Genomic DNA, 24,800 nt, shown 5'->3' with positions numbered 1-24,800 from the left:
ATATCCGACTGATCAGTCGAGATAACAAAATTGTCGACAATGTTAGCCTTTTGGTTGATTGTCAGCCTATATAAAGCGGGTTATTCTACATTGCACAATCAGATTGTCGACAATATTTATGACCATTGAACCGCTTTACGCTTCAGAATCACAACAGAGTAGCACGCTTGCAGACCGAGTGTGTCATGAAATTATTACTGCGATTGTGAAGGGTGAAATTCCAGCGGGCGCTAAAATTTCTGAACCAGAACTGGCTAAAACCTACGGTATTTCGCGAGGCCCACTTCGTGAAGCGATACGTCGTTTAGAGGGGCTGCGTCTGGTTGAGCGAAAGCCTCATATTGGCGCGCGTGTTGTTCAGTTAAGTGTCAAAGAGCTGTTGGAAATCTATCGCGTTCGTGAAGCGCTAGAGGGTATGGCGTGCCGTTTAGCCGCGACCGTTATGCCGCAAGAGGAGATCAACCAGCTTCGTGCTCTGCTAGATCAGCATCAGTCAGGTATCGAAGAGCAAGAGGGACAGGCCTACTTTCAGAAAGAGGGCGATCTCGATTTTCACTACCGAATTGTGATGGCGTCTGGTAACTCAAAACTTCAAGAGTTATTAGCGGCCGATCTATACCACTTGGTGCGAATGTATCGTTTCCAATTCAGTCTTTCCAGTTCTCGTCCCACCATGGCTTTACGTGAGCACCATCAAATATTGGATGCCATTGAAGCGCGTGATGAAGAGCTGGCCGAACTTTTAATGCGTCGTCACATCAGTGCATCAAGACGCAATATCGAATCTAAATTAAATCAACCCTAAGGAGAGATAGAGATGACTCAGTCGATGTCCCCAGGCGCTAAGTTCCGTAAGGCACTAGCCGATAACAAGCCACTTCAAGTTGTGGGTACTTTCAACGCATACAACGCAATGATGGCAACACGTGTTGGTCACCAAGCGATCTATCTCTCTGGTGGTGGTATTGCAAACGCCTCTTACGGCCTACCTGATCTAGGTATGACCTCATTGAACGATGTGATGGAAGATGTACGTCGTGTAACAGCAGCCTGTGATACGCCTCTGATGGTTGATATCGATACAGGTTGGGGTGGTGCATTCAACATCGCACGTACGGTTAAAGAGATGATTCGTGGTGGCGCAGCGGCGTGTCACCTTGAAGACCAGGTTGCTCAGAAGCGTTGTGGTCACCGTCCAAACAAAGAGATCGTCTCTCTAGAAGAGATGGTTGATCGTGTTAAAGCGGCCGTTGATGCTAAAACAGACGATGACTTCTTTATCATTGCCCGTACCGATGCATTCCAGATGGAAGGTCTTAACGCAGCCGTTGAACGTGCACAAGCCTGTTTAGAAGCGGGTGCTGACGGTATCTTCGCTGAAGCGGTTCATACGCTTGAAGACTATAAAGCCTTCTCTCAGGGTATTAACGGTGGACACCTACTTGCGAACATCACTGAATTTGGTGCGACACCTCTATTCAATAAAGAGGAGTTGGCAGAGAACGGTTGTACGATGGTTCTTTACCCACTGTCTGGTTTCCGTGCAGCAAACAAAGCCTCTTTGAACGTTTACGAAGCGCTACTGCGTGATGGCGATCAGAAAGCCGTTGTGGATACGATGCAGACTCGCATGGATCTTTACGATTTCTTGAACTACCACGACTTTGAACAGAAGCTAGATGCTCTGTTCCAAGAAGGTAAAAACAAGTAACTAATCCCTAACTCTCGGATCTGTTGTTCTGTCGCAGGTCCATGTCATTCAAGGAGAAAGAGATGGCTGAAGCAAAAAAATTAAGTGGTGCAGGTCTGCGTGGTCAATCTGCGGGTGAAACGGCACTCTGTACGGTTGGTAAATCGGGCGCTGGTCTTACTTACCGCGGCTACGATATTAAAGAGTTGGCTGACAATGCGCAGTTTGAGGAGGTTGCCTACCTTCTTCTATACGGCAAACTGCCTAACCAAGCGGAACTGGATGCTTATAAAGCACGTCTGAAAGGCATGCGCGCACTTCCAGCAGCGCTTAAAACGGTTCTAGAGAACATCCCTAAAAATGCTCATCCAATGGATGTGATGCGTACCGGTGTCTCTATGTTGGGTAACCTTGAGACAGAGATGGACTTTAGCGAACAGCACGATCACATCGATCGCATGCTGGCGGTATTCCCTGGCATCATCAACTACTGGTACAACTTTGCTCACAAAGGCATCCGAGTTGAGACAGAGACAGACGCAGACTCTATTGCAGAGCAGTTCCTATGGACGCTTCACAATAAAAAACCAGAGCCGCTGCACGTCGATGTTATGCACGCCTCTTTGATCCTTTACGCAGAGCATGAGTTCAATGCCTCAACCTTTACGGCTCGTGTCTGTGCGTCAACGCTGTCTGACATTCACAGCTGTGTGACCGGTGCCATCGGTTCACTGCGTGGTCCTTTGCATGGCGGCGCTAACGAAGCGGCGATGGCGATGATCGAAAACTGGAAATCTGCTGACGAAGCAGAGGAAGCGATCATGGGTATGTTGGCTCGTAAAGATAAGATCATGGGCTTTGGTCACGCGATCTACCGCGAGTCAGATCCACGTAACGCGATCATCAAAGAGTGGTCTGAAAAACTCTCTAAACAGGTAGGTGATACGCACCTTTACGCTGTTTCTGAGCGTGTTGAAGCGGTCATGTGGCGTGAGAAGAAACTCTTCTGTAACGCGGACTTCTTCCACGCATCGGCTTACCACTTCATGGGTATCCCTACTGAACTGTTCACGCCGATCTTTGTCTGTTCGCGCGTAGCGGGTTGGACTGCTCACGTCATCGAACAGCGTGCAAACAACCGTATTATCCGTCCTTCTGCAGACTACACTGGCCCTGAGTCGGCTGAGTGGGTTGCGATTGAAGACCGTGCCTAATTAAGAGTAGGAACTTGAAATGATGAATACTCAATACCGTAAATCTTTAACTGGCACGACGCTCGACTACTTCGATACTCGTGCAGCGGTTGAAGCAATTGAAGCTGGCGCTTATGCGAAGCTTCCCTACACATCGCGTGTATTGGCAGAACAGTTGGTTCGCCGTTGTGAGCCGGACGCTCTAACTGATTCGCTAAAACAGCTAATCGAGCGTAAGCGTGACCTCGATTTCCCTTGGTACCCAGCGCGTGTTGTCTGTCATGACATTCTTGGTCAAACAGCACTGGTTGACCTAGCAGGTCTGCGTGATGCGATTGCGGATCAGGGTGGTGACCCATCTAAGGTTAACCCTGTCGTGCCAACTCAGCTGATTGTTGACCACTCGTTGGCAGTAGAGGCACCAGGCTTTGATCCAGAAGCGTTCGATAAGAACCGTGCGATTGAAGATCGTCGTAACGAAGACCGTTTCCACTTTATCGACTGGACCAAGACTGCGTTTGAAAACGTTGATGTAATTCCAGCCGGTAACGGCATCATGCACCAGATCAACCTTGAGAAGATGTCTCCGGTTATTCAGGCGCGTGATGGGGTTGCCTACCCTGATACCTGTGTCGGTACTGACTCGCACACGCCTCACGTTGATGCACTGGGTGTTATCGCGATCGGTGTCGGTGGTCTTGAAGCTGAAACTGTTATGCTGGGTCACCCATCAATGATGCGTCTTCCAGACATCGTGGGTGTGAAGCTAACGGGTAAACGTAATCCAGGAATCACTGCGACTGATATCGTATTGGCTCTGACTGAGTTCCTACGTCAGGAGCGTGTCGTTGGTGCATACCTTGAGTTCTTCGGCGAAGGCGCTGATTCACTATCGATTGGTGACCGTGCGACTATCTCGAACATGACTCCAGAGTTTGGTGCAACGGCTGCGATGTTCTACATCGATGGCCAGACGATCGACTACCTAAAACTGACGGGTCGTGAACCAGAGCAGGTTGCACTGGTTGAGCAGTACGCTAAAGAGACTGGCCTATGGGCGACCGATCTTGTTACGGCTGAATACGAGCGAGTTCTTGAGTTTGATCTATCGACTGTTGTGCGCAATATGGCTGGTCCATCAAACCCACACCGTCGTCTACCAACCTCAGATCTAACTGATCGTGGTATTGCAGACGAAGCGAAATTGGCTGTTGCGAAAGCGGAAGAGGCTGATGGCCTGCTACCAGATGGCGCAGTGATCATCGCAGCGATCACTTCATGTACCAATACATCAAACCCCCGCAACGTTGTTGCTGCAGGTCTTGTTGCTAAACGTGCTAACGAGCTTGGCCTTGTGCGCAAGCCTTGGGTTAAATCGTCATTTGCTCCAGGTTCAAAAGTTGCAAAACTTTACCTAGAAGAGGCGGGTCTTCTTCCAGAACTTGAGAAGATGGGCTTCGGTATCGTGGCATACGCTTGTACAACCTGTAACGGTATGTCGGGTGCGCTTGATCCTGTGATTCAGCAAGAGATTATTGATCGTGACCTCTACGCGACAGCTGTACTATCGGGTAACCGTAACTTCGACGGCCGTATCCACCCATACGCTAAGCAGGCATTCCTAGCATCACCACCACTTGTCGTTGCTTACGCGATTGCCGGTACGATGCGTTTTGATATCGAAAACGATGTATTGGGTACGGATACCAACGGTAACCCAGTAACGCTTAAAGATATCTGGCCATCAGATGAAGAGATCGATGCGATTGTCGCTAAGGCCGTTAAGCCAGAGCAGTTCCAGCAGATCTACATCCCTATGTTTGACCTAGGTGAAGCTGAGAAAGCGCCAAGCCCACTTTACGACTGGCGTGAAATGTCGACCTACATTCGTCGCCCTCCATACTGGGAAGGTGCGTTGGCAGGTGAGCGTACGCTAAAAGGTATGCTTCCATTGGCAGTGTTAGGTGACAACATCACAACTGACCACCTATCGCCATCGAATGCGATTCTTGCGTCGTCTGCAGCGGGTGAATACCTTGCTAAGATGGGTCTTCCAGAAGAGGACTTCAACTCATACGCAACTCACCGTGGTGACCACCTAACAGCACAGCGCGCAACCTTCGCTAACCCGAAACTGTTGAATGAGATGTGTCGTGATGAGAACGGCGAGATCATTCAGGGTTCTCTAGCTCGTCTAGAACCTCAGGGTGAACAGATGCGCATGTGGGAAGTGATTGAGACTTACATGGAGCGCAAGCAGAACCTAATCATCGTTGCTGGCGCTGACTACGGTCAGGGCTCATCACGTGACTGGGCGGCTAAAGGTGTTCGCCTAGCGGGTGTTGAAGCGATCGTTGCTGAAGGTTTCGAGCGTATTCACCGTACTAACCTAGTCGGTATGGGCGTACTACCTCTTCAATTCAAAGAGGGCGAAACACGTCATACTTACGGTATTGATGGTACTGAGTCGTACGATGTGGAAGGTGAGATCGCGCCACGTGCAGATCTAACGCTGATCATCAATCGTCGTAACGGTGAACAGGTTCGCGTACCAGTGACCTGTCGTCTTGATACGGCTGCAGAAGTTCGTGTCTATAAAGCTGGTGGTGTGTTGCAACGCTTTGCTCAAGATTTTCTTGAGGGCAATGCATAAGCAATTGGCTAACTACAAGGGGTCGCATCGCGGCCCTTTTTTAAATTAAGGGAGATGTTTGAAATGGCATTTGTTCCTCAAATTCAGGTTCGCGCTACCTACATGCGTGGCGGTACATCTAAGGGTGTTTTCTTCAATCTGAAGGATTTACCAGATGCGTGTCAGGTTCCAGGTGAAGCGCGCGATAAGTTGTTAATGCGTGTCATTGGTAGCCCAGATCCATACGGTGCTCAAATTGATGGTATGGGTGGTGCGACTTCATCGACATCGAAGACGGTTATCGTCTCAAAAAGCACCATGCCAGATCATGATGTTGACTACCTTTTTGGTCAGGTCGCGATCGATCGTCCATTTATGGATTGGTCAGGTAACTGCGGTAACCTATCGGCGGCTATTGGCCCTTTTGCTATTCATGAAGGGCTAATCGACCCAGCTAAGATTCCTGAAAACGGCATCTGCGAAGTCAAAATTTGGCAGGCCAACATCAAGAAGACCATCATCGGTAAAGTCCAGATCACTAATGGTCAGGTACAAGAGACAGGTGACTTCGAGCTTGATGGTGTCACTTTCCCCGCAGCTGAGATTGAAGTGTCGTTCATGGATCCAGCCGATGGCGAAGGTTCTATGTTCCCAACAGGTAATCTTGTCGATGATCTTGAAGTTCCTGGTGTGGGTACTTTTAAAGCGACAATGATCAACTCAGGTATCCCAACCATCTTCCTCAATGCAGAAGAGATTGGTTACCAAGGTACTGAGCTTCGTGAAGCGATCAATAATGATCCTGAAGCGCTAGCGCGTTTTGAAACCATGCGTGCCCACGGTGCGCTAAAGATGGGTCTAATCACGGATCTTAAAGAGGCTGAGACGCGTCAACATACCCCTAAAATTGCTTTTGTCTCACCACCAAAGAACTACACAGCGTCTAGTGGTAAAGAGATCACAACGGATGATGTAGATGTTCTAGTTCGTGCACTGTCTATGGGTAAACTTCATCACGCGATGATGGGTACAGCGGCAGTTGCTATCGCAACGGCAGCAGCAGTACCGGGTACGCTGGTTAACCTCGCTGCCGGTGGCGGAGAGCGCGATGCCGTTCGCTTTGGTCACCCATCGGGTACCTTGCGTGTCGGTGCAAAAGCGGAAGAGGTGAATGGTGAGTGGACTGCTAAAGCCGCCATCATGAGCCGAAGTGCGCGTCTTCTAATGACGGGTTCTGTGCATGTTCCAGGGGATACCTTTTAGTCTCTGGAAAATGCTGAAAGTGCCGATGTCAGGCTGAAGGCCTGGCACGGTAACTGCGTAGTGGGTTAGTACCCAGGTGACAGGCCTTCAGCCTGTCATCCGCCCTTTCTTCATTCACCACTAAACAAGTGAATTTCACTCCGCAAAACAGCATATAATTGATCCTTTCCATCGGGTTAACGTATTGTTTATATTGAATAACGTTTATAACCAGACCACAGGATCTTTTGATCATGCCACTTCAACTTAGCGACACCTCTCTTCTTATCTCTAAAGCGTTTATTAATGGTCAGTGGGTAGACTCACATTCCGGCGAAACATTCGCCGTGACCAATCCAGCTACTGGAGAGTTACTTGCTGAAGTTCCCGATATGGATGAGGTCGATACTCAACGAGCTATCGACGCGGCCGATGCTGCTTGGGCCGATTGGAAAGCCGTTCCGTGCAAACAGAAAGCTAATCTTATCCGTCGTTGGTTTGATTTGGTCATGGAGAATCAGGAAGATCTAGCGCGTTTGATGACAGCAGAACAGGGTAAGCCTCTTGCAGAAGCGCGTGGTGAGGTCGCTTACGGCGCGAGTTACATCGAGTGGTTCGCTGAAGAGGCCAAGCGTGTTTATGGTGATACCATTCCTGCAGCTACGGGTGATAAGCGTTTAGTTGTTATCAAGCAGCCAGTCGGCGTAGTGGGTGCAATCACTCCTTGGAACTTCCCGAATGCCATGATTGCGCGCAAGATTGCACCAGCGCTAGCAGCGGGATGTCCAGTGGTTGCTAAACCGGCAGAAGATACACCGCTTTCATCTCTCGCACTGGCAGAACTTGCAGCACGAGCAGGTATCCCTACGGGTCTTATCAACATTGTGACAAGCTCGAGAGCTAAAGCGGCTGCCGTAGGCAGTGCGCTTACGAGTTCAGATAAAGTTCGTAAAATTTCCTTCACTGGTTCGACGCAGGTCGGCAAGATTCTAATGAAACAAGCCGCCGACAGCGTCAAAAAAGTCAGTATGGAGCTGGGAGGAAATGCCCCCTTCGTCGTTTTTGATGATGCTGATTTGGATGCGGCTATCGAAGGTGTGATTGCATCTAAGTATCGAAACACTGGCCAAACCTGTGTCTGCGCCAACCGTATTATTGTCCAAAGCGGTATCTATGAGTCATTCCTTCAAAAGCTCGCTGAGCGTGTTTCAGCCTTTAAAGTGGGTAACGGTCTTGAAGTGGACGACGCTGTTCAAGGTCCTCTGATCAACCAAGCTGCGGTCGACAAGGTTGAACGACACATCAAAGACGCGGTAGAGAAGGGGGCTCGGATTGTATTAGGTGGAAAGCCCCATGCACTGGGTGGCACCTTCTTTGAGCCGACCATACTGGCTGACATCACAACCGATATGTGTGTGACTTACGAAGAGACCTTTGGTCCTGTGGCACCTATCTACAAGTTTGAAACAGAAGAGGAGGCCATCGCACTGGCAAATGACACAGAATTCGGCTTGGCAGCCTATTTCTACAGTCGCGATATTGGCCGTGTCTGGCGTGTTGCTGAAGCACTGGATGTTGGGATTGTGGGCATCAATGAAGGGATTATCTCTTCAGAAATGGCACCCTTTGGTGGGGTTAAACAGAGTGGCCAAGGTCGAGAAGGGTCTAAGTACGGTCTGGATGACTACCTAGAGATTAAATACCTCTGTATGGGTGGCATATAATTATGCCCACTAAAAGCCCTCTTGTCAGAGGGCTTTTTCTTTTACAGTTTCCAGCTAGGATCTTTTTGATCGATCAAACGGATCAACGCCGGCCACTCAGGGTGTCTAACTTTTGCATTGGCTTGAGCTTCGCCGCCTTCGAACTGATGACGAGTTTTTCGAATGATCTCTTCATCAATTGGGTTCAGGTTGCCTGCTGCCATAGCAGCCAATTGCACCTCTGCATTTCTAATGAAAGCAAAGTGTCTTACAAAGGCCCAGGTACAAGTTGGGCCTGCTGTGAGAAGACCGTGGTTCTTGAGAACAAGCGTGTGGTTGGTTTCACCCATTGCCGCCGCTAGTCGCGGCCCCTCAGAGCCATCCAGAACGATCCCTTCAAAGTCATGATAGCCAGTGCGTTCGAAGAACTGACAACCCTCTTGCGTAACAGGAATTAATGGTGAATCCAGCGCGCACAGTGACTGCGAAACTGGCTCGTGTGTATGTAATATACAGTGCAGATCAGGGCGGGCTTTATGAATCGTTGAGTGAATGGTGTAGCCTGCTTTGTTGACGTTCCACTCACTTTCAGAAAGGGCGTTACCATCAATATCGATCTTAATCAGGTCTGATGCGCGCATTTCATCATAACGAACCCCGAACGGGTTGATTAAAAACTCATCAGTTCCAGGAATACGCAGGCTGATATGGTTGTAGACAATGAATGTCCAGCCAAAGTGATCAACCATTCTGTAGGTCGCTGCGAGTTGAAGGCGGGCTTGCCATTCAGTGTCACTCATTCCTTCAGGTGCATCGGGTAGATCTACCTGAAATCTTGGATCGTTACTCATGTTCTGTCCTTTTATTTATTCGGTGTCGAGCGTTTCAATATTTTTAATCAATTTGTGAAGGGTCCCAACAAATTGAACTAATTCACTCTCATCAATCTCTTTTACGACTCTCTCATGACGATCAAGCACCACGTCCAAGAAGCGTTGATGTAGTGCCCAACCCTTTTCACTAAGTGACCAGCGTTTTTGCTTGCCTTTGGGTGTGGCTGTTTCACCAATGAGCAGATTTTGTGAGTCCAGTTTAGCCATGGCTCGACTGGCCGCTGCCTTATCTATGCTGATCAGGGAGCAGACTTCAGCTGCCTTTTGGTTTGGCTGATAAGCCAGAGATGCGAGAACCCGCATCTCAACTGAGCCCAAACCAAATTGCGATAGGTACTGGCTTGATGAGTAGCTTGTCAGCCTATTGGCGATCACAGAGATAAGGTGTTGAAGGTATCGATCATAGTCGAGAACTTCATGCCCCTCTCTGTGTCGAATAATGTCCAATTTATCTGACATTAACTTTCAAACGCAGCCTGAGGTTTTTCGCCCATGACTGTTGTGCGATGCAGTTCACGACGGAACCCATCGTAATCATTAAACGCGCGGTGAAGACAGATGCGGTTGTCCCAAATGGCGACAGTATCCTCTTCCCAGCGTAAACGACAACAGAAGAACTCTTGCGTTGCGTGCTCGTGTAGGAATTTAAGCAGAGGTTCTGACTCGCGGCGCTCCATTCCCTCGATATTGACTGAGTAGACACCATCAACATAGAGTGACACTTGACCAGATTCTGGATGCTTGCGAACCATCGGATGGAAGTTTCCGCGCATCATCGCGTCGATATCAATTTCTAACTCGATATCGGTCATTGAAGTCATATTCTTTGTCTGTTCAACCACTTTTTTCATCGAGCCTATAACGCGGTCAGCAGCCATATGAACCTTTAATGGCGCTAGCATCTTTTTCATGCCGGCAGACAGGCTCTCATACGCCATCACTGAGTTGTACCAGATGGTGTCACCGCCATAGGGTGGAATTTCGATGCCGTGAAGTACGCTGATTGATGGTGGTCTCTCTAGAAAGGCTGAATCGGTATGGTGACCACCGCCAAAGATGATTTTAGATTTGGTATCAGCCTCTTTGATAACAGGTTGTACATCTGGGAAGCCAGGAAGACCTGTGGTGTAAGCATCGGTACCTAACTCGCCAAAGCGCTTTGTAAACTCCAACTGATCAGCAGGGGAGAGATTCTGCTTACGCAAGAAGATCATCTTGTGGTGCCAAAGCGCCTCTTTAAGCTCCTCAAAGGCTTCGTCATCAAGATCTTTTAATTGAACATCCAGTACCTCGGCGCCCATCGATGAAGCCAGGGGTAGTGTTTTGATCTGTTTACCTTGATATGGGTGGTTTTTGTAGGGCTGATCGTCATGAATTAGATCGGTATCCATTGAACTCATTGCTTCTCTCCGATGGTGTTATTTATTGTGAAATGAACAATAGATCCAAAAAGTTGATATGTCAACTTTTTGGTTTTTACAGAATGAGGGCAGATAAAAGTGATCTCTTTTTTTGTGCATTGCGAAAGCTAAATTTAATTCCCCGCAGGATCCGCTATAATCCGCATCTGATTTCAAGATAGAGGCTTTGAATAATGTCGACTCAGGCACTTATTTCGCAGTTACAAACCATTGTTGGTAAGAAATACGCATTAACCGAATCTGATCGTGTGGCGCCTTACGCTACCGGTTTTCGTCTGGGTGGTGGTAGTGCATTAGCAGTCGTTCGTCCTGGAACCTTGGTTGAGGTTTGGCACTGCCTGCAAGCCTGTGTCAAAGCGGATGTGATTGTCATCATGCAGGCTGCTAATACCGGTTTGACCGGTGGCTCTACCCCTAATGGTGACGATTACGATCGTCCTATCGTGATTATCAGCACCATGCGCATCGACTCTATTCATTTGATCGATCAAGGTAAGCAGATTGTGGGCCTTGCGGGTTCTACGCTCTTTGGTCTGGAAGATCGCCTGCGTCCATACGGTCGTGAGCCTCACTCTGTCATCGGTTCCTCATGTATTGGCGCGTCTATTGTCGGTGGTATCTGTAACAACTCTGGCGGTGCGTTAGTTCAGCGTGGTCCTGCTTACACAGAGATGTCTATCTTTGCTCAGATCAATGCCGACGGTGAGTTGGAGTTGGTGAACAATCTTGGTATCAACTTGGGTGATACACCTGAGGAGATGCTCGAAAATCTTCAGTACGAGCGCTATCGCGCTGATGATGTACAGTACCCAGATCTGCTGGGTTCCGATAACGAGTACAACGATCGTATTCGTGATATTGATGCTGAGACACCCTCTCGCTACAACAATGATGGTCGTCGTCTGCACGAAGCGTCTGGTTGTGCCGGTAAATTGGCTGTCTTTGCCGTGCGTATGGATACCTTCGAGATTCCAAAGAAACAGCAGGTGTTCTACGTTGGCACAAATGACCCTGCGGTTATGGAACAGATGCGTCGCGATATCTTGTCGACCTTTAAGAACCTGCCTATCGCCGGTGAGTACATTCACCGTACCTGTTATGACGTCTCTAAGAAGTACGGTAAAGATTCGTTCATCGTGATCGACAAACTCGGTGCTTCCTACATGCCTAAGATGTTCGCGATTAAACGCACCGTTGATCGTTGGACCAATAAGCTAGGCTTTTTACCGAAAAACTTCTCGGACAAGATGCTGCAGTGGATGAGCTATCTATGGCCAAATCATCTGCCGGCTAGCATGGAAGAGTATCGTGATCGCTTTGAACACCACTGGATTCTTGAAACAGGGAATGAGTGTGTCGATGAGATGCGCGCTTACCTTAATGAGTTCTTTAAAACGAACGAAGGTGAGTATTTCGAGTGTACCGAGCGCGAAGCAGAGCAGGCGATTCTGCACCGTTTTGTCGCGGGTGGTGCGATTGGACGTAACAAGATCATGGAAGGCGACAAGCTAGGTGCGGTTATGACCATCGATGTGGCCTTCCCGCGTAATGAGCGCGACTGGTTTGAAACGCTGCCACAAGAGCTGGCGGATCAAATTGCCGTTAAGGTCTACTATGGTCACTTCTTCTGCCACGTTATGCACCAGAACTACATCATGAAGCCCGGTGTTGATGCCAAAGCGGTTAAGAACCAGATTTTGGATACCTTTGATGCGCGTGGTGCTGAATACCCAGCGGAACATAACGTTGGTCATGAATACGCTGCGAAAGAGACTCTGAAAGAGTTCTACCGAAGCCTCGACCCAACCAATGGATTCAACGCAGGTATTGGTCAAACCAGTAAGTTGAAGTATTGGGGTGAGTCATCCTGTGGTTGTGGCAGCGATCATCACTGATCCGCTGAAATGAGAAAGGGAAGCCTAATAGCTTCCCTTTTTTTGTATCCGATCGATGCTTATCGAGTTTTTAGAATTTCAGCGAGCTGATCATTCATCTCAATCAGTGAGCTTTCGGTCGTCTCCCAGTTGATACAGGCATCCGTCACCGAGACACCGTATTTCAATTCACTGAGATCTGAAGGGATCGACTGGTTGCCCTCATTAATGTGCGACTCGATCATTAGACCGATGATCGAGCGGTTACCCTGAACAATCTGATGCATTGCATCCTTAGCCACTAGCGGCTGGCGGTTGTGATCTTTGTTTGAGTTAGCGTGGCTACAGTCGATCATAATGTTCTGTGGCAGCTTCGCTTTCTCTAACGCTTGTTCTGTTAGATTGACGCTGACGGTGTCGTAGTTGGCACGTCCCGCACCACCACGAAGTACGACATGACTGTATTGGTTACCACGAGTGCGGACAATGGATACCTGACCTTCTGAGTTGATCCCCAAGAAACTGTGAGGGTGGCTGACCGATTGCATCGCATTAATAGCAACATCTAAGCTTCCGTCAGTTCCGTTTTTAAAGCCAACGGCACCAGATAGGCCTGAGGACATTTCACGGTGGGTTTGCGATTCAGTGGTACGCGCGCCAATGGCTGACCAAGTAATAAGGTCCTGCATGTACTGTGGTGAGATTGGATCCAATGCTTCAGTCGCCAGAGGAAGGCCCATCTCAGCTAGATCAAGCAGTAACTTACGACCAATGCGAAGACCCTCTTCAATCTCAAAGCTGTCGTTCATATGAGGGTCGTTGATCAACCCTTTCCAACCGACGGTGGTACGTGGTTTTTCAAAGTAGACTCGCATCACCAGGTAGAGTGAATCTTTCACCTGCTCTTGCAGCTTCAATAGGCGACGACCATATTCGATCGCAGCTTCTGGATCATGAATTGAGCAGGGGCCTACCACGATGAACAGGCGTTTATCTTCGCGCTTAAGAATCTGTTTGATGGTGTTGCGGCCGGCCATCACGCTCGCGGCAGCTTTATCAGATAGAGGTAACTCTTTTTTAAGCTGGTTGGGCGTGACTAGTGGGTCATTTGATTCGACGTTTAAATCGTCAATACGAGTATCGGTCATGGGTTAAATCCGAATAATCCTTTGAAAGAAGAGCTTTTGTAACACAGTCAATGGTCAGGTTTAAGGGCTCTGTCAGTATAAAATACGAATTTTAGTGATCTATGACCGACAAAACGGAATAATAGCTCTAACTGTGTAATTTAAATCTTCGTTATTGCGATAGATTAGTTTTAATGCGAGGACTTTGTGCGTTCTATCAAATTCACACTCAGCCTGTTAATGGCGTTCATATTGTCACTGTCAGGCGCTAATGCGTCTCTGTTTGGTGGTAACAGTGATGAGCCGTTAGAGGTTGAACAGGCGTTTAAATTCAGTGCTCAGCAGCTAGATGCTAATCGCTTTCTATTGGTATGGGATATTGAACCTCGTTACTACCTCTACCAAGATCGAATCGAACTAACCCTTCCAGAAGGGGTTAGCCAAGTTAGCCGAACGGATTCAGCGACTGATACTAAAGAGGATCCTGTCTTTGGTGTTGTAGAGGTGTTTCATGATCGCGCTGAGGTGACCGTTGAGCTGGCGCGTCAAACCACTGCAGCGGCTGACGGTCAATTTGATGTCAGCTACCAAGGTTGCTGGGAAGGGGGGATCTGTTATCCACCGGTGACCGGTGTGGTTGCCTATACTGGTCTAGCGGAGGCTTCACAGGCTGCAAAAACAGCTTCAGCTGACGCAACTACGACAGAGATTGTCAGTGAGCAGGATCAGTTCTTACAAACCCTATCAGGTAGCTCCTCTTGGACTTTGATTGGCGTCTTCTTTTTAGCGGGTTTGGCTCTGTCGTTGACGCCCTGTGTATTTCCGATGATTCCCATTCTGTCGGGCATTATTGCCGGTCATGGTCACAACACTAATGCTAAGCATGGATTAGCCCTGTCGATCATCTATGTGCTGGCTATGGCGGTGACCTACACAATCGCTGGGGTGCTGGCAGGACTGTTTGGAGCGAATCTGCAAGCGGCACTTCAGGCTCCTGCCGTAATTGCCCTCTTCAGTCTTCTGTTTGTGCTGTTAGCAGGCTCTATGTTTGGCTTTTACGAGCTGCAGATGCCGTCCTCTGTTCAAACCTGGTTGAGTCGCAATTCTGATAAACAGAAAGGTGGCAGTTATGTTGGTGTGGCTGTTATGGGCTTCCTCTCTGCACTGATTGTGGGTCCCTGTATGGCTGCTCCGTTGGCGGGCGCTTTGATCTATATTGGTCAAACGGGTGATCCAGTTATTGGCGGGTTAGCACTATTCTCACTGTCGATTGGTATGGGTATTCCTCTGATATTGATCGGCACCTCTGCAGCCAAGTACATGCCACGTGCGGGTCTTTGGATGGAGAGTGTCAAAGCCGGTTTTGGTGTCGTTCTTCTTTTGATGGCGGTTTGGATGTTAGATCGCATCGTGCCGGTTGAGGTGACGATGGGATTGGTCGCGCTGATCCTAATCATCACCTCTGTCTTTATGGGTGTCTTTGAAAGTCACGCCTCGGAAGTTCATGGTGTTAAGAAGATCGCCAAAGGGGTAGGGGTTATCCTGCTCGTTTACGGTGCCTCTTTAACCCTAGGGCTTCTGTCCGGTGGTAAGAGTTTGATCTACCCATTGAAAGGCCTCGTATCGACAAGTGAAGCCACGACTGCAGCGAAGATTGAGTTTGTAACCGTGACCAATCCAACCGATTTAGACGCTCAATTGAGCCTGGCTAAATCGAGAAGACAGGCTGTTTTACTGGATTACTACGCGGATTGGTGTGTCTCCTGTAAGGAGCTCGATTACGTCACTTTCGCTGACTCAGCCGTTCAGAACAGGATGGCGCAAATGTTGCTGGTAAAAGTAGATGTGACGGCTAATGATGAAGCGTCGAAGCAGCTTACAAAGCGCTATGAAGTACTTGGTCCGCCAACGCTTATCTTTTATGATGGACTTGGTCAGTATCGAAAAGAGTTAACTCTGGTGGGTGTACCCTCGCCAGAACAGTTTTTACAAATGAGCAATCAACTTTAAGCAATAACTGAGCTTAGGCAAGACAATTGTCCTGCTCTTTGGAGTGATGAAAATGAAAAAAAGTACTCTGTTTGCAGCCCTTCTGTTGACCCCTGTCGTAGCACTTGCTGCCGACGCGGATAACGGCAAGGAGCTTTATGATGAAACCTATTTTGAGCGAGAGATTAACGGCGAAATGCGTGATGATGTGACCTGCGCAACCTGTCACGAACCTGCCTTTTACACTCGTTCAGACCGTATGGCTTCCAGCTATAAAAATCTTGAACAGGCCTGGGTTCAGGGCTGTAACGACAAGATGAATGTCGGCTGGTTCCCGGAAGAGGTTGCCGATGTTACGGCTTACCTCAACAAGACCTACTACAAGTTCCCACAAGAGTAGTCATTAATTTTAGTTGCTAAAGAGCCAGCAAATAGCTGGCTCTTCTGTTTCTAGCTATCTATCGAATGAACTCTCTACTGATCTCTTTAAACTTAGGATGATCGGCACGCTTTAACCACTCAAACATCACCATCTCTTTTGAAACCAGGGTCACTTGGTTTTGTTGAATTCGCTTAAGAGCCAGCACTTTATCCTCGGCCTTTCGTGAACTGACAGCGTCTTCGACCACAAAAACCTGAAATCCCATTTCACTAAGTTCTAAGACTGTTTGAAGAACACAGACATGTGTCTCCATGCCTGCAATGATGATCTGTTTGCGCTCCCACTGATTCAACGCGGTTTTTATCTGTGGTTCACTTACGCATGAAAAGCTCTGTTTTTCGAACCGCTCAGCCTTACCTTCAAGAAGCGATAGTAGCGACTCTTCAGTGGCTCCAAGACCTTGTGGATACTGTTCAGAGTAGGCGATGGGTATCTCAAGAAGTTGCGCCACCTCAACCAGTGCGACGGTATTAGCGAGGGTCTGTTCTGGTGATTGCACAGCCGGTAGCAACCTCCCCTGAACATCAATTACGAATAGCGTGCAGTTATCTCTGTCGATCAGTGCCATACTGGTTAACCTTTATAGAGTTCGGGCCAATATTGTTCGACGACAGGCGAGTCTTCAGCGTAGGTGTGGCAGCTGTTGAGTTGCGCGGAAACCGGTGATTCAGCCGTGCTTTTTGCTAATCGATGGCGCTCTTGAAAGGTGACTTGTATGGCCGTTGTCGCTACTGGACCTAATAGCTCAACCAGGTGTGTACAGCCTTGAATGCCGCCAAACAGATCTCTCACCTTTTTGGTAAAGCCGGGTCTAATCGACTCTCCCTCTAACTGTTTATATACCGGTGCGATACCTGGACACATTGTGTAGGGGGTGGCATCCATCGTGGTTTCAACGGCGTGTATGTTCAGATCAAGATCAACAGTCAGGCGGATCGCCATATCGTGCAGTGGGTCGCCCGCTTTTAAGATAAATTCACTTAATGGCATCTCATCAGCTTTGGTATCGACGAGATGGCCTTCAATATCCCAAAGCCCATCTTCACGCTGATAGCCAGTGCAGGTGACCTGTCGTGTATGGCGATGCGTCCTCGCAGCCGGTGTGGGTAGTGGCATGATAGGCTCCTAAACAATGCGTCGATTGAGATTAGCATCGGCCATGATGCGTGTACTGATCTCTTCAATCGAGAAGTTGGTGGTATTGATCGATTGCATATTGTTCTGGCGGAAATAGCGCTCAGCCGTGCGAGTCTCAAGATCGCATTGGTCGAGTGACGAGTATCGGCTGTTTGGGCGTCTCTCATTACGAATCGCGGCAAGCTGGAACGGATCGATGGTCAATCCATACAGCTTTTCACGGTGCTGCTTAAGAATATCGGGTAGATCTTCACCGCCCATATCCTCTTCGGTCAGTGGGTAGTTGGCGGCGCGAATACCGTACTGCAGTGCCATGTAGAGGCAGGTGGGTGTTTTACCGCAACGGGAGACACCTACTAGGATAATGTCAGCCTCTTTGTACTGCTGAGTTCTGGCGCCGTCATCGTTATCCAACGCAAAGTTAACCGAATCGATACGGGCCTTGTAGCGATCAATTTGGTTAATCGCGTGTGATTTACCAACCGTGTAGGTCGATGCGGTATCGAGCTCGGATTCAAGCGGTTTTAAAAAGGTCGAGAAGATGTCGATGTTGTAGGACTCAGCATCAGCGATCATTGCGCGGTACTCTGCATTAACAAAGGTATCGAACACAATTGGACGATGTCCGTCTTGTTTGCCTGTTTCGTTAATACGTTGAATAACGGCTTCGACCTTTTCGGGTGTATCGATGTAGGGAAGGGTGATCTCTTCAAACTCTACCGACTCAAATTGGCTAAGCAGACTGTTACCAAGAACTTCAGCTGTGATGCCGGTTCCGTCCGATATAAAGAAAGCGGTGCGCTTCATTTTGGATACTCAATTCGACTAAATTCAATGCCCTATACTAGAGTTTTTGTAGCGAAATTACATTTTTAAAAGGGGGTTTTATTTCTCTTTTCTTCCTCTAGTATGGCGCGTATTGGGTAGTAAATACTCAGTTTAACGACCAAAGTTTAGGAGATAGTGCTTTGACAGAATACGTGATTCGTCTTGATCAGGCGCGCATGACCGATGTGGAAAAAGTAGGTGGTAAGAATGCCTCTCTTGGTGAAATGATCAGTCAATTGAGTGAAGCCGGTGTGCGTGTACCGGGTGGCTTTGCCACGACTGCCGAAGCGTATCGAGAGTTCCTAGCCTATGGTGGTTTGGCGGATCGTATTAATGCACGTCTTGATGAGCTGGATGCAGATGATACGCGTGCATTGGCGGAAACTGGCGGTCAGATTCGTCAGTGGATTATGGATGCGGATTTTCAACCTGAATTGGATGCTGCGATCGAAACAGCTTACGCAGAGATGTTGGATGGCCAAGCTGAGATCAGTGTCGCAGTGCGCTCATCGGCGACTGCAGAAGATTTGCCAGATGCCTCTTTTGCTGGCCAGCAAGAGACCTTCCTAAATATTAAAGGCCTAGATAATGTTAAACACGCGATCAAAGAGGTGTTTGCTTCCCTATATAACGATCGCGCCATCTCTTACCGAGTTCATAAAGGATTTACTCACGCTGAAGTAGCGCTATCTGCGGGTATTCAACGCATGGTTCGCAGTGAGACCGGCGCATCGGGCGTTCTCTTCTCATTGGACACAGAATCAGGTTTCCAGCACGTTGTCTTCATCACCGCCGCGTACGGTTTGGGCGAAACCGTTGTTCAGGGCTCAGTTAACCCTGATGAGTTCTACGTCTACAAACCCACTCTAAAGCAGAACGCTCCTGCGATTCTTCGTCGTACCATGGGCTCTAAAGCGATCAAGATGATCTACACGGATGAGCACAGTGCGGGTAAGGCGGTAGAGACGGTCGATGTCTCTTATGCGGATCGCAACCGTTTCTGTGTGACGGATGAAGAGGTAGAAGAGTTGGCGCGCATTGCCGTCATCATTGAGAACCACTACGGCCGTCCAATGGATGTCGAGTGGGCTCGTGATGGGGATGATGGTCAGCTTTACATCGTTCAGGCTCGTCCAGAAACGGTTCGCAGTCAGACACAAAAAACCGTGATCGAACGCTACCTGATGAAAGAGAAGGGTCAGGTCCTCGTTGAAGGTCGTTCGATTGGTCACCGAATTGGCGCCGGTGTTGTTCGTCTTGTTAAGTCACTTGATGAGATGCACACCGTTCAGGATGGTGATGTGTTGGTAACGGATATGACCGACCCAGATTGGGAGCCGGTTATGAAACGTGCATCAGCGATCGTAACGAACCGTGGTGGTCGTACCTGTCACGCGGCGATCATTGCACGTGAGTTAGGTATTCCTGCTATCGTGGGCTGTGGTGATGCAACCTCTGCACTGACTGACGGCCAAGAGGTGACTGTTAGCTGTGCAGAAGGTGATACAGGCTACGTCTACGCGGGTTGTCTAGACTTTGAACACACTACAAACAATGTTGAACAGATGCCATCGCTGCCGTTCGACATTATGATGAACGTGGGTAACCCAGACCGTGCCTTTGACTTCCAATCACTGCCGAATGCTGGTGTTGGTCTGGCGCGTTTAGAGTTCATTATCAACCGAATGATTGGTGTTCACCCGAAAGCGTTGATTAATCTAGAGGAGCAACCACGTGATGTGCGTCAGGTTATTGAACGCCGCATCGCAGGTTACAAATCGCCTGTTGATTTCTACGTTGATAAATTGACTGAGGGTATCTCAACGCTTGCGGCCGCTTTCTACCCTAAGAAAGTGATCGTTCGTATGTCGGACTTCAAATCTAATGAGTACGGTCACCTGATCGGTGGTCAATCGTTCGAACCGCATGAAGAGAACCCAATGCTAGGTTTCCGTGGTGCTGCTCGCTACATCTCTGAAGACTTCCGTGACTGTTTTGAGCTGGAGTGTCGTGCATTGAAACGTGTCCGTGATGAGATGCGTCTAACCAATGTTGAGATCATGGTGCCGTTCGTACGCACACCAGGCGAGGCAAAACAGGTCGTAGATCTGTTGGCGGAGAATGGGCTTCAGCGCGGACAGAACGGTCTTAAGTTGATCATGATGTGTGAAATCCCATCCAACGCACTACTCGCTGACCAGTTCCTTGAGTACTTTGACGGCTTCTCAATTGGTTCGAACGACCTGACTCAGCTGACACTCGGCTTGCACCGTGATTCGGGCCTTATTGCGCATCTGTTCGATGAGCGAAACGAAGCGGTTAAGCGTCTTCTTGAGATGGCGATTACCGCCTGTAAGGCGCAGGGTAAATATGTGGGTATCTGTGGACAAGAACCTTCGGACCACCCTGATCTTGCCCGTTGGTTGATGCAGCAGGGTATCGACAGTGTGTCACTCAACCCTGATTCAGTCATGGATACCTGGTTCTACTTGGCGAATGACAAAGCCTAAAAGAGGCTAAATCCTTAAAAACGGTCAGGATTCACTCCCTGGCCGTTTTTCGTTCTGGCCTAACCGGTTATCATAGGGTTTTTAATATTGGGAGAGAGGCGTGTTTGAACTCGGTAAGCGCAATCAATTAACGGTGTTGCGAGAGAGTCCATACGGTGTCTATTTAGAGACAGGTGATGGTGGCGGCATACTGCTCCCTCGAAGTGAAGTGCCTGAAGGTACTAAGCCTGGCGATAAGCTGCGTGTGTTTGTCTACCTTGACTCCCAAGATCAAGAGATCGCGACCTTGGCGCATCCCAAAGCGGAAGTGGGTCAATTCGCTCGACTGCGTGTTAAAGAGACCACGCCGATAGGTGCTTTCCTGGATTGGGGACTATCTAAAGATCTGCTGCTGCCTTTCTCAGAGCAGCAGCGTGATGTGACGGAAGGTCTGTGGGTGAATGTCTTCATCTACATTGATAACTCGAACCGTATCGCGGCCTCAATGAAAACGGATCGTTATCTTGAGTCCAACCCAACCGACCTAAACAAAGAGATGCTGGTTGAAATGCTGCCCTGGCGTATGACTGACTTAGGCATGCTCTGCATCATCAATGATCGCTATGAAGGCCTTATCCATCGTCAAGACCTCACTCAGCATTTGAAATTGGGTCAGCGTCTGACGGGCTATGTTAAGCAGGTTCGTGAGGATGGACAGATTGACCTTATGCTGACGCCACCTGGTTATAAACGAGTCGGGTCTGTTGCCGATAAGCTGTTGGCTGAGTTGGAGGCGAACAGCGGCTTCTGTCCACTGGGTGATAAGAGTCCGCCTGAAGCGATTAATGCCCGTTTTGGTTGCAGTAAAAAAGCCTACAAAATGGCGATTGGTCAGCTGTTGAAAGAGGGCAAGATCCAAATTGAAGCGGATGGCCTTCGTCTAAAATCTTAAAATCTATCAGGAGAAATCGATGGAAGATCTACTACCCGAACTGTGCGATCGCTATGAAGATGATGTGCGCATTCTTGAACCGATGTTTGGTAACTTTGGCGGTCGTGAACGCTTTAGCGGAAAGATCGTGACGATCAAAGCGTTTGAAGATAACTCCTTGGTTCGTGAACAAGTTGCGCTACCTGGTGAAGGTCGAGTGCTGGTAGTTGATAGCGGTGGCTCTATGCGTCGCGCGATGTTGGGTGACATGCTGGCTGAGAAAGCAGTCAAGAATGGCTGGTCGGGTATTGTTATCTACGGCTGTATCCGTGACGTGAATGCCATTGGTGATCTTGACCTAGGTGTTCAAGCGTTGGGCTGCCACCCGTTGAAGACCGAGAAAAAAGGGGCGGGGGAATTAAATGTCACGCTTCGTTTTGGCGGTGTTGATTTCATTCCGGGTGAATATCTCTACGCTGATAACAACGGTCTGCTGGTTAGCGAAAAAGAGTTAACGATTGATTGAAAATTGACCAGCATAGGTCTATTATCCACAGCCCGTTCTTAGTTGAGCGGCTGTAATTTTTTCTATTTTATAAGTTGTTGTTTTTAAACAGATTTAAAATTTTTTCAAAAAAAGTTACAGATTCACGGAACTAAAAGACTTCACAGAGGGTCTACTGTTCTACAAGCAGGGCATTTTTTAAGCCCTATTTGGTAAATCACCAGCTTGAAAGCCTCTAAATGAGCAGTTATTACTGCTGACCGCAGCCTGGAACTCCCCCTTTATCCGGCCTGCGGTTTTTTATTGCCTAAATTTTAGCTAAGCCTAAATGCTTTCTAGAGTGCTTTGTCGTAGCGTGCTTTAAGAATCATTACACGTTCGATGTAGCGCTCTGTCTCGGGATAGGGTGGTATGCCTTGGTAACGTTTTACAGCCGTTGGCCCTGCGTTGTAGGCTGCTAGGGCCAATTTTGTGTCACCAAACTGCTCTAGCTGCTCTTTTAGGTATTGGCTCCCGGCAAAGATGTTCGCGCTAGGATCCTGTCGGTTCTCGACACCTAGGGAGAGTGCTGTCTTTTTCATTAGCTGCATCAAACCCATTGCCCCTTGTGAAGAGAGCGCGTTGCTTTTGAATGCCGACTCCGCATGAATCACGGCGCGAATAAGAGATTCGTCAACCTTGACTTGGTTGGCGGCGATTTGTGTAATGCTGCGAAAGTCTCGAGTGTTTAGAGGCACAGTGTGCCAATCGATTGATGGGTTTGACCGGCAGGCATAACAGTCAAATTTGAGTATTTCATAATGAGTGGTCTGTTTAGGGCGTCGATCGCTGAACGAGAGCACGCCTGACTCGTTGCGAAATTTATAGATGGTCTGCGAACTCTCACTTTTCGCAGAGGTGCTGTAGACTGAGCTGACTATCAGCAGTGTCGACAGCAGTGTTAGACGCTTGTTTAAATACATAATGCTCAAACTTTGAGGTTTACGTGAAGTATAGGCTACTTATTTTCGATTGGGATGGAACTTTAATCGATTCTCAAGCGCGTATCGTATCCAGTTTTCAGGGCGCTACGCGTGAGCTAGGTCTAAGAATCCCCAGTGATGAGTCAGTGCGAGATATTATTGGCCTTGGCTTGCCAGAGGCTATTCTTAAAGTCATGCCTGAATGTGATGCCGCAACGCGAGAGCTCATTCGGCAGGGTTACAGTAAACACTATCTAGAGGTTGATCAGACACCCACGGCGCTATTTGACGGTGCATTTGATGGACTGGGGCTACTCAAACAGCATGGCTATCGACTCTCGGTCGCGACTGGAAAAAGCCGCCGTGGTTTGGATCGCGTCCTGTCTGATACAGAGTTGGCGGGCCATTTTGAACTGACCAAGTGTGCTGATGAGACGGCATCCAAGCCAGATCCTTTGATGCTGCATGAGATCCTAGAAGAGACAGGTTTGGATGCTAGCGAAGTCCTTATGATTGGTGACACCAGTTATGATTTGGAGATGGCGCGCAGTGCGGGTATTGATCGAGTGGCTATGAGCTATGGGGTGCATGAGGTGGATGATCTGCATGCCTTTGAACCGTTGCAGGTGTTTGATCATTTTAATGAGTTAGTGGATTGGTTAAGGAGTTAATGTGGAACACAATCCTTGGGGTGAAAAGCCTAGTGATTCAAAAGAGAGTATTGAGCAGGCTAGTGGAACGGTTGTGCAAACTAATGAGAAGAGTGATCAGCCTGCTGTAGACAGTACCGATTCAAAAAGCTGGCGCTTGCTTGAAAAGCTGGTTGATAACGTCAACCGTGAGCAGCGCCGATCTCGCCGTTGGGGCATCTTCTTCAAGTCTCTGACCTTTATCTATCTGTTTGGTATCGCAGGCTTTTTTCTGTGGAGTGAGAAGTTCGCCTCCATTGAGGAGATCTCTAAGCCACATGTGGCAGTGGTTCAAGTGCGTGGCGTTATTTCAGACAGCAGCGAAGCCAGTGCTGATCTGTTGATCACCTCTCTGCGCGATGCGTTTGAGGCATCTGACAGTCTCGGTGTTATTGTGCGTATTAACAGCCCGGGTGGTAGTCCTGTTCAAGCCGGTTACGTCTATGATGAGATTGTTCGACTCCGTGCACTCTATCCTGATAAGGCGGTGATGGCCGTTATTACCGATATTGGCGCCAGTGGCGGTTATTACCTAGCCAGTGCCGCGGACGCTATCTATGCGGATAAAGCCAGCCTGGTAGGTTCAATTGGGGTCATTTCAAGTGGATTTGGTTTTGTCGATTTGATGGAGAAGCTAGGGGTTGAACGCCGTGCTCTTACCGCAGGCGACAGCAAAGCACTGCTAGACCCTTTCCAGCCGCTCTCGGATCAACAGAAGCGCTTTTGGCAATCTGTGTTGGATACTACTCACCAACAGTTTATTGACGCTGTGAAGCAGGGTAGGGGTGATCGTCTTGCTGATAACCCTGAGCTGTTCTCTGGACTAATCTGGACAGGTGAACAGGCCGTTGAATTGGGTTTGGTTGATGGGTTAGGCAGTGCTAGCTCTGTTGCTCGCGAACAGTTTAATACCGATCATCTAATTGATTACAGCTACCGTCCAAACGCGGTTGAACGCTTGGCAGAGCGTCTAGGTGTTGGGGTGGCCAGTCAGGTTATGAACACTCTCGGTATAACGAGCTCTATCCAGTTCAAATAGATCGCTAATAGCGT

The 24,800-nt window shown here is 48.6% G+C and carries 22 protein-coding genes; 14 read left to right on the top strand and 8 right to left on the bottom strand.

All coding sequences use genetic code 11. The features are described from left to right. Window positions 1-118 precede the first annotated feature (118 nt). The 6 genes from XMA152_RS07485 to XMA152_RS07460 all read left to right on the top strand — a co-directional run bounded on the left by XMA152_RS07485 (window position 119) and on the right by XMA152_RS07460 (window position 8,481). The gene (locus XMA152_RS07485; protein WP_173481624.1) at window positions 119-805 is read left to right on the top strand and encodes a GntR family transcriptional regulator; all 687 of its coding nucleotides are present in this window, start codon (window positions 119-121) and stop codon (window positions 803-805) included. 12 nt (window positions 806-817) lie between these two features. Beyond that, window positions 818-1,711 carry a methylisocitrate lyase gene (gene prpB / locus XMA152_RS07480; protein ID WP_173481623.1) on the top strand — a complete coding sequence of 298 codons (894 nt, stop codon included), beginning with the start codon at window positions 818-820 and terminating at the stop codon, window positions 1,709-1,711. Between the two features lie 62 nt (window positions 1,712-1,773). Further along, the gene (gene prpC, locus XMA152_RS07475; protein ID WP_173481622.1) at window positions 1,774-2,904 is read left to right on the top strand and encodes a 2-methylcitrate synthase; all 1,131 of its coding nucleotides are present in this window, start codon (window positions 1,774-1,776) and stop codon (window positions 2,902-2,904) included. 22 nt (window positions 2,905-2,926) lie between these two features. Continuing rightward, complete coding sequence (gene acnD / locus XMA152_RS07470; protein ID WP_173483276.1) at window positions 2,927-5,536, top strand: Fe/S-dependent 2-methylisocitrate dehydratase AcnD; 2,610 nt, start codon at window positions 2,927-2,929, stop codon at window positions 5,534-5,536. Window positions 5,537-5,599: 63 nt separating this feature from the next. After that, window positions 5,600-6,778: a 2-methylaconitate cis-trans isomerase PrpF gene (gene prpF / locus XMA152_RS07465; protein ID WP_173481621.1), complete on the top strand. Its 1,179-nt coding sequence runs from the start codon at window positions 5,600-5,602 to the stop codon at window positions 6,776-6,778. Window positions 6,779-7,011: 233 nt separating this feature from the next. Continuing rightward, entirely contained in the window at window positions 7,012-8,481 is a 1,470-nt protein-coding gene (locus XMA152_RS07460; RefSeq protein WP_173481620.1) for an NAD-dependent succinate-semialdehyde dehydrogenase, read from the top strand. A 41-nt stretch (window positions 8,482-8,522) separates the two neighbouring features. Here XMA152_RS07460 and XMA152_RS07455 read toward each other — a convergent pair whose 3' ends face one another. Genes XMA152_RS07455 through XMA152_RS07445 form a run of 3 tightly spaced genes read right to left on the bottom strand, consistent with a single transcriptional unit; the run spans window position 8,523 to window position 10,753 of the window. Next, window positions 8,523-9,311 carry a class II aldolase/adducin family protein gene (locus XMA152_RS07455; RefSeq protein WP_173483206.1) on the bottom strand — a complete coding sequence of 263 codons (789 nt, stop codon included), beginning with the start codon at window positions 9,309-9,311 and terminating at the stop codon, window positions 8,523-8,525. Window positions 9,312-9,326: 15 nt separating this feature from the next. Then, the gene (locus tag XMA152_RS07450) at window positions 9,327-9,812 is read right to left on the bottom strand and encodes a MarR family winged helix-turn-helix transcriptional regulator (protein WP_173481618.1); all 486 of its coding nucleotides are present in this window, start codon (window positions 9,810-9,812) and stop codon (window positions 9,327-9,329) included. Beyond that, window positions 9,812-10,753: a TauD/TfdA family dioxygenase gene (locus XMA152_RS07445; RefSeq protein WP_173481617.1), complete on the bottom strand. Its 942-nt coding sequence runs from the start codon at window positions 10,751-10,753 to the stop codon at window positions 9,812-9,814. The genes XMA152_RS07450 and XMA152_RS07445 overlap by 1 nt, the downstream gene beginning before the upstream one ends. Window positions 10,754-10,947: 194 nt before the next feature. Here XMA152_RS07445 and dld point away from each other — a divergent pair, with 194 nt between their 5' ends. Next, window positions 10,948-12,669: a D-lactate dehydrogenase gene (dld, locus tag XMA152_RS07440; RefSeq protein WP_173483205.1), complete on the top strand. Its 1,722-nt coding sequence runs from the start codon at window positions 10,948-10,950 to the stop codon at window positions 12,667-12,669. A 59-nt stretch (window positions 12,670-12,728) separates the two neighbouring features. Here the strand turns inward: dld and XMA152_RS07435 are convergent, their stop codons facing one another. Continuing rightward, a complete protein-coding gene (locus XMA152_RS07435; protein ID WP_173483204.1) occupies window positions 12,729-13,796 on the bottom strand; it encodes a 3-deoxy-7-phosphoheptulonate synthase in 1,068 nt (355 codons plus the stop codon). Between the two features lie 186 nt (window positions 13,797-13,982). Here XMA152_RS07435 and dsbD point away from each other — a divergent pair, with 186 nt between their 5' ends. Continuing rightward, on the top strand, window positions 13,983-15,785 hold the full coding sequence (dsbD, locus tag XMA152_RS07430; protein ID WP_371813296.1) for a protein-disulfide reductase DsbD: 1,803 nt from the start codon (window positions 13,983-13,985) through the stop codon (window positions 15,783-15,785). A gap of 52 nt (window positions 15,786-15,837) precedes the next feature. Beyond that, window positions 15,838-16,164 (top strand): hypothetical protein, encoded by a 327-nt coding sequence (locus XMA152_RS07425; RefSeq protein ID WP_173481614.1) that lies wholly within the window; start codon window positions 15,838-15,840, stop codon window positions 16,162-16,164. 58 nt (window positions 16,165-16,222) lie between these two features. Here XMA152_RS07425 and XMA152_RS07420 read toward each other — a convergent pair whose 3' ends face one another. Genes XMA152_RS07420 through XMA152_RS07410 form a run of 3 tightly spaced genes read right to left on the bottom strand, consistent with a single transcriptional unit; the run spans window position 16,223 to window position 18,150 of the window. Next, window positions 16,223-16,774, bottom strand: coding sequence for a hydrolase (locus XMA152_RS07420; protein ID WP_173483203.1), 552 nt, complete (start codon window positions 16,772-16,774; stop codon window positions 16,223-16,225). Window positions 16,775-16,779: 5 nt separating this feature from the next. Beyond that, window positions 16,780-17,322, bottom strand: coding sequence for a DUF2889 domain-containing protein (locus XMA152_RS07415; protein ID WP_173481612.1), 543 nt, complete (start codon window positions 17,320-17,322; stop codon window positions 16,780-16,782). A gap of 9 nt (window positions 17,323-17,331) precedes the next feature. Continuing rightward, entirely contained in the window at window positions 17,332-18,150 is an 819-nt protein-coding gene (locus XMA152_RS07410; RefSeq protein ID WP_173481611.1) for a pyruvate, water dikinase regulatory protein, read from the bottom strand. A 161-nt stretch (window positions 18,151-18,311) separates the two neighbouring features. Between XMA152_RS07410 and ppsA the strand changes: the two genes are divergently transcribed. The 3 genes from ppsA (at window position 18,312) to rraA (ending at window position 22,117) form a co-directional block, all read left to right on the top strand. Next, window positions 18,312-20,681: a phosphoenolpyruvate synthase gene (gene ppsA / locus XMA152_RS07405; protein ID WP_173483202.1), complete on the top strand. Its 2,370-nt coding sequence runs from the start codon at window positions 18,312-18,314 to the stop codon at window positions 20,679-20,681. A gap of 100 nt (window positions 20,682-20,781) precedes the next feature. Beyond that, window positions 20,782-21,612 (top strand): S1-like domain-containing RNA-binding protein, encoded by an 831-nt coding sequence (locus XMA152_RS12835; RefSeq protein ID WP_173481610.1) that lies wholly within the window; start codon window positions 20,782-20,784, stop codon window positions 21,610-21,612. Between the two features lie 19 nt (window positions 21,613-21,631). Continuing rightward, window positions 21,632-22,117 (top strand): ribonuclease E activity regulator RraA, encoded by a 486-nt coding sequence (gene rraA, locus XMA152_RS07395; RefSeq protein ID WP_173481609.1) that lies wholly within the window; start codon window positions 21,632-21,634, stop codon window positions 22,115-22,117. A 314-nt stretch (window positions 22,118-22,431) separates the two neighbouring features. Here rraA and XMA152_RS07390 read toward each other — a convergent pair whose 3' ends face one another. Further along, a complete protein-coding gene (locus XMA152_RS07390) occupies window positions 22,432-23,058 on the bottom strand; it encodes a lytic transglycosylase domain-containing protein (RefSeq protein WP_173483201.1) in 627 nt (208 codons plus the stop codon). Between the two features lie 23 nt (window positions 23,059-23,081). On the opposite strand from XMA152_RS07390, the gene XMA152_RS07385 reads away from it, so the two are divergent. Further along, complete coding sequence (locus XMA152_RS07385) at window positions 23,082-23,729, top strand: HAD-IA family hydrolase (protein ID WP_173481607.1); 648 nt, start codon at window positions 23,082-23,084, stop codon at window positions 23,727-23,729. 1 nt (window position 23,730) lies between these two features. Then, on the top strand, window positions 23,731-24,786 hold the full coding sequence (locus XMA152_RS07380; RefSeq protein ID WP_173483200.1) for a S49 family peptidase: 1,056 nt from the start codon (window positions 23,731-23,733) through the stop codon (window positions 24,784-24,786). Window positions 24,787-24,800: the final 14 nt, after the last annotated feature.

It is taken from the genome of Marinobacterium sp. xm-a-152 (genome assembly GCF_013282965.1).
In the GTDB taxonomy this organism is placed as follows: Bacteria; Pseudomonadota; Gammaproteobacteria; order Pseudomonadales; family Balneatricaceae; genus Marinobacterium_E.
This window is presented reverse-complemented; position numbering and strand designations above follow the sequence as displayed.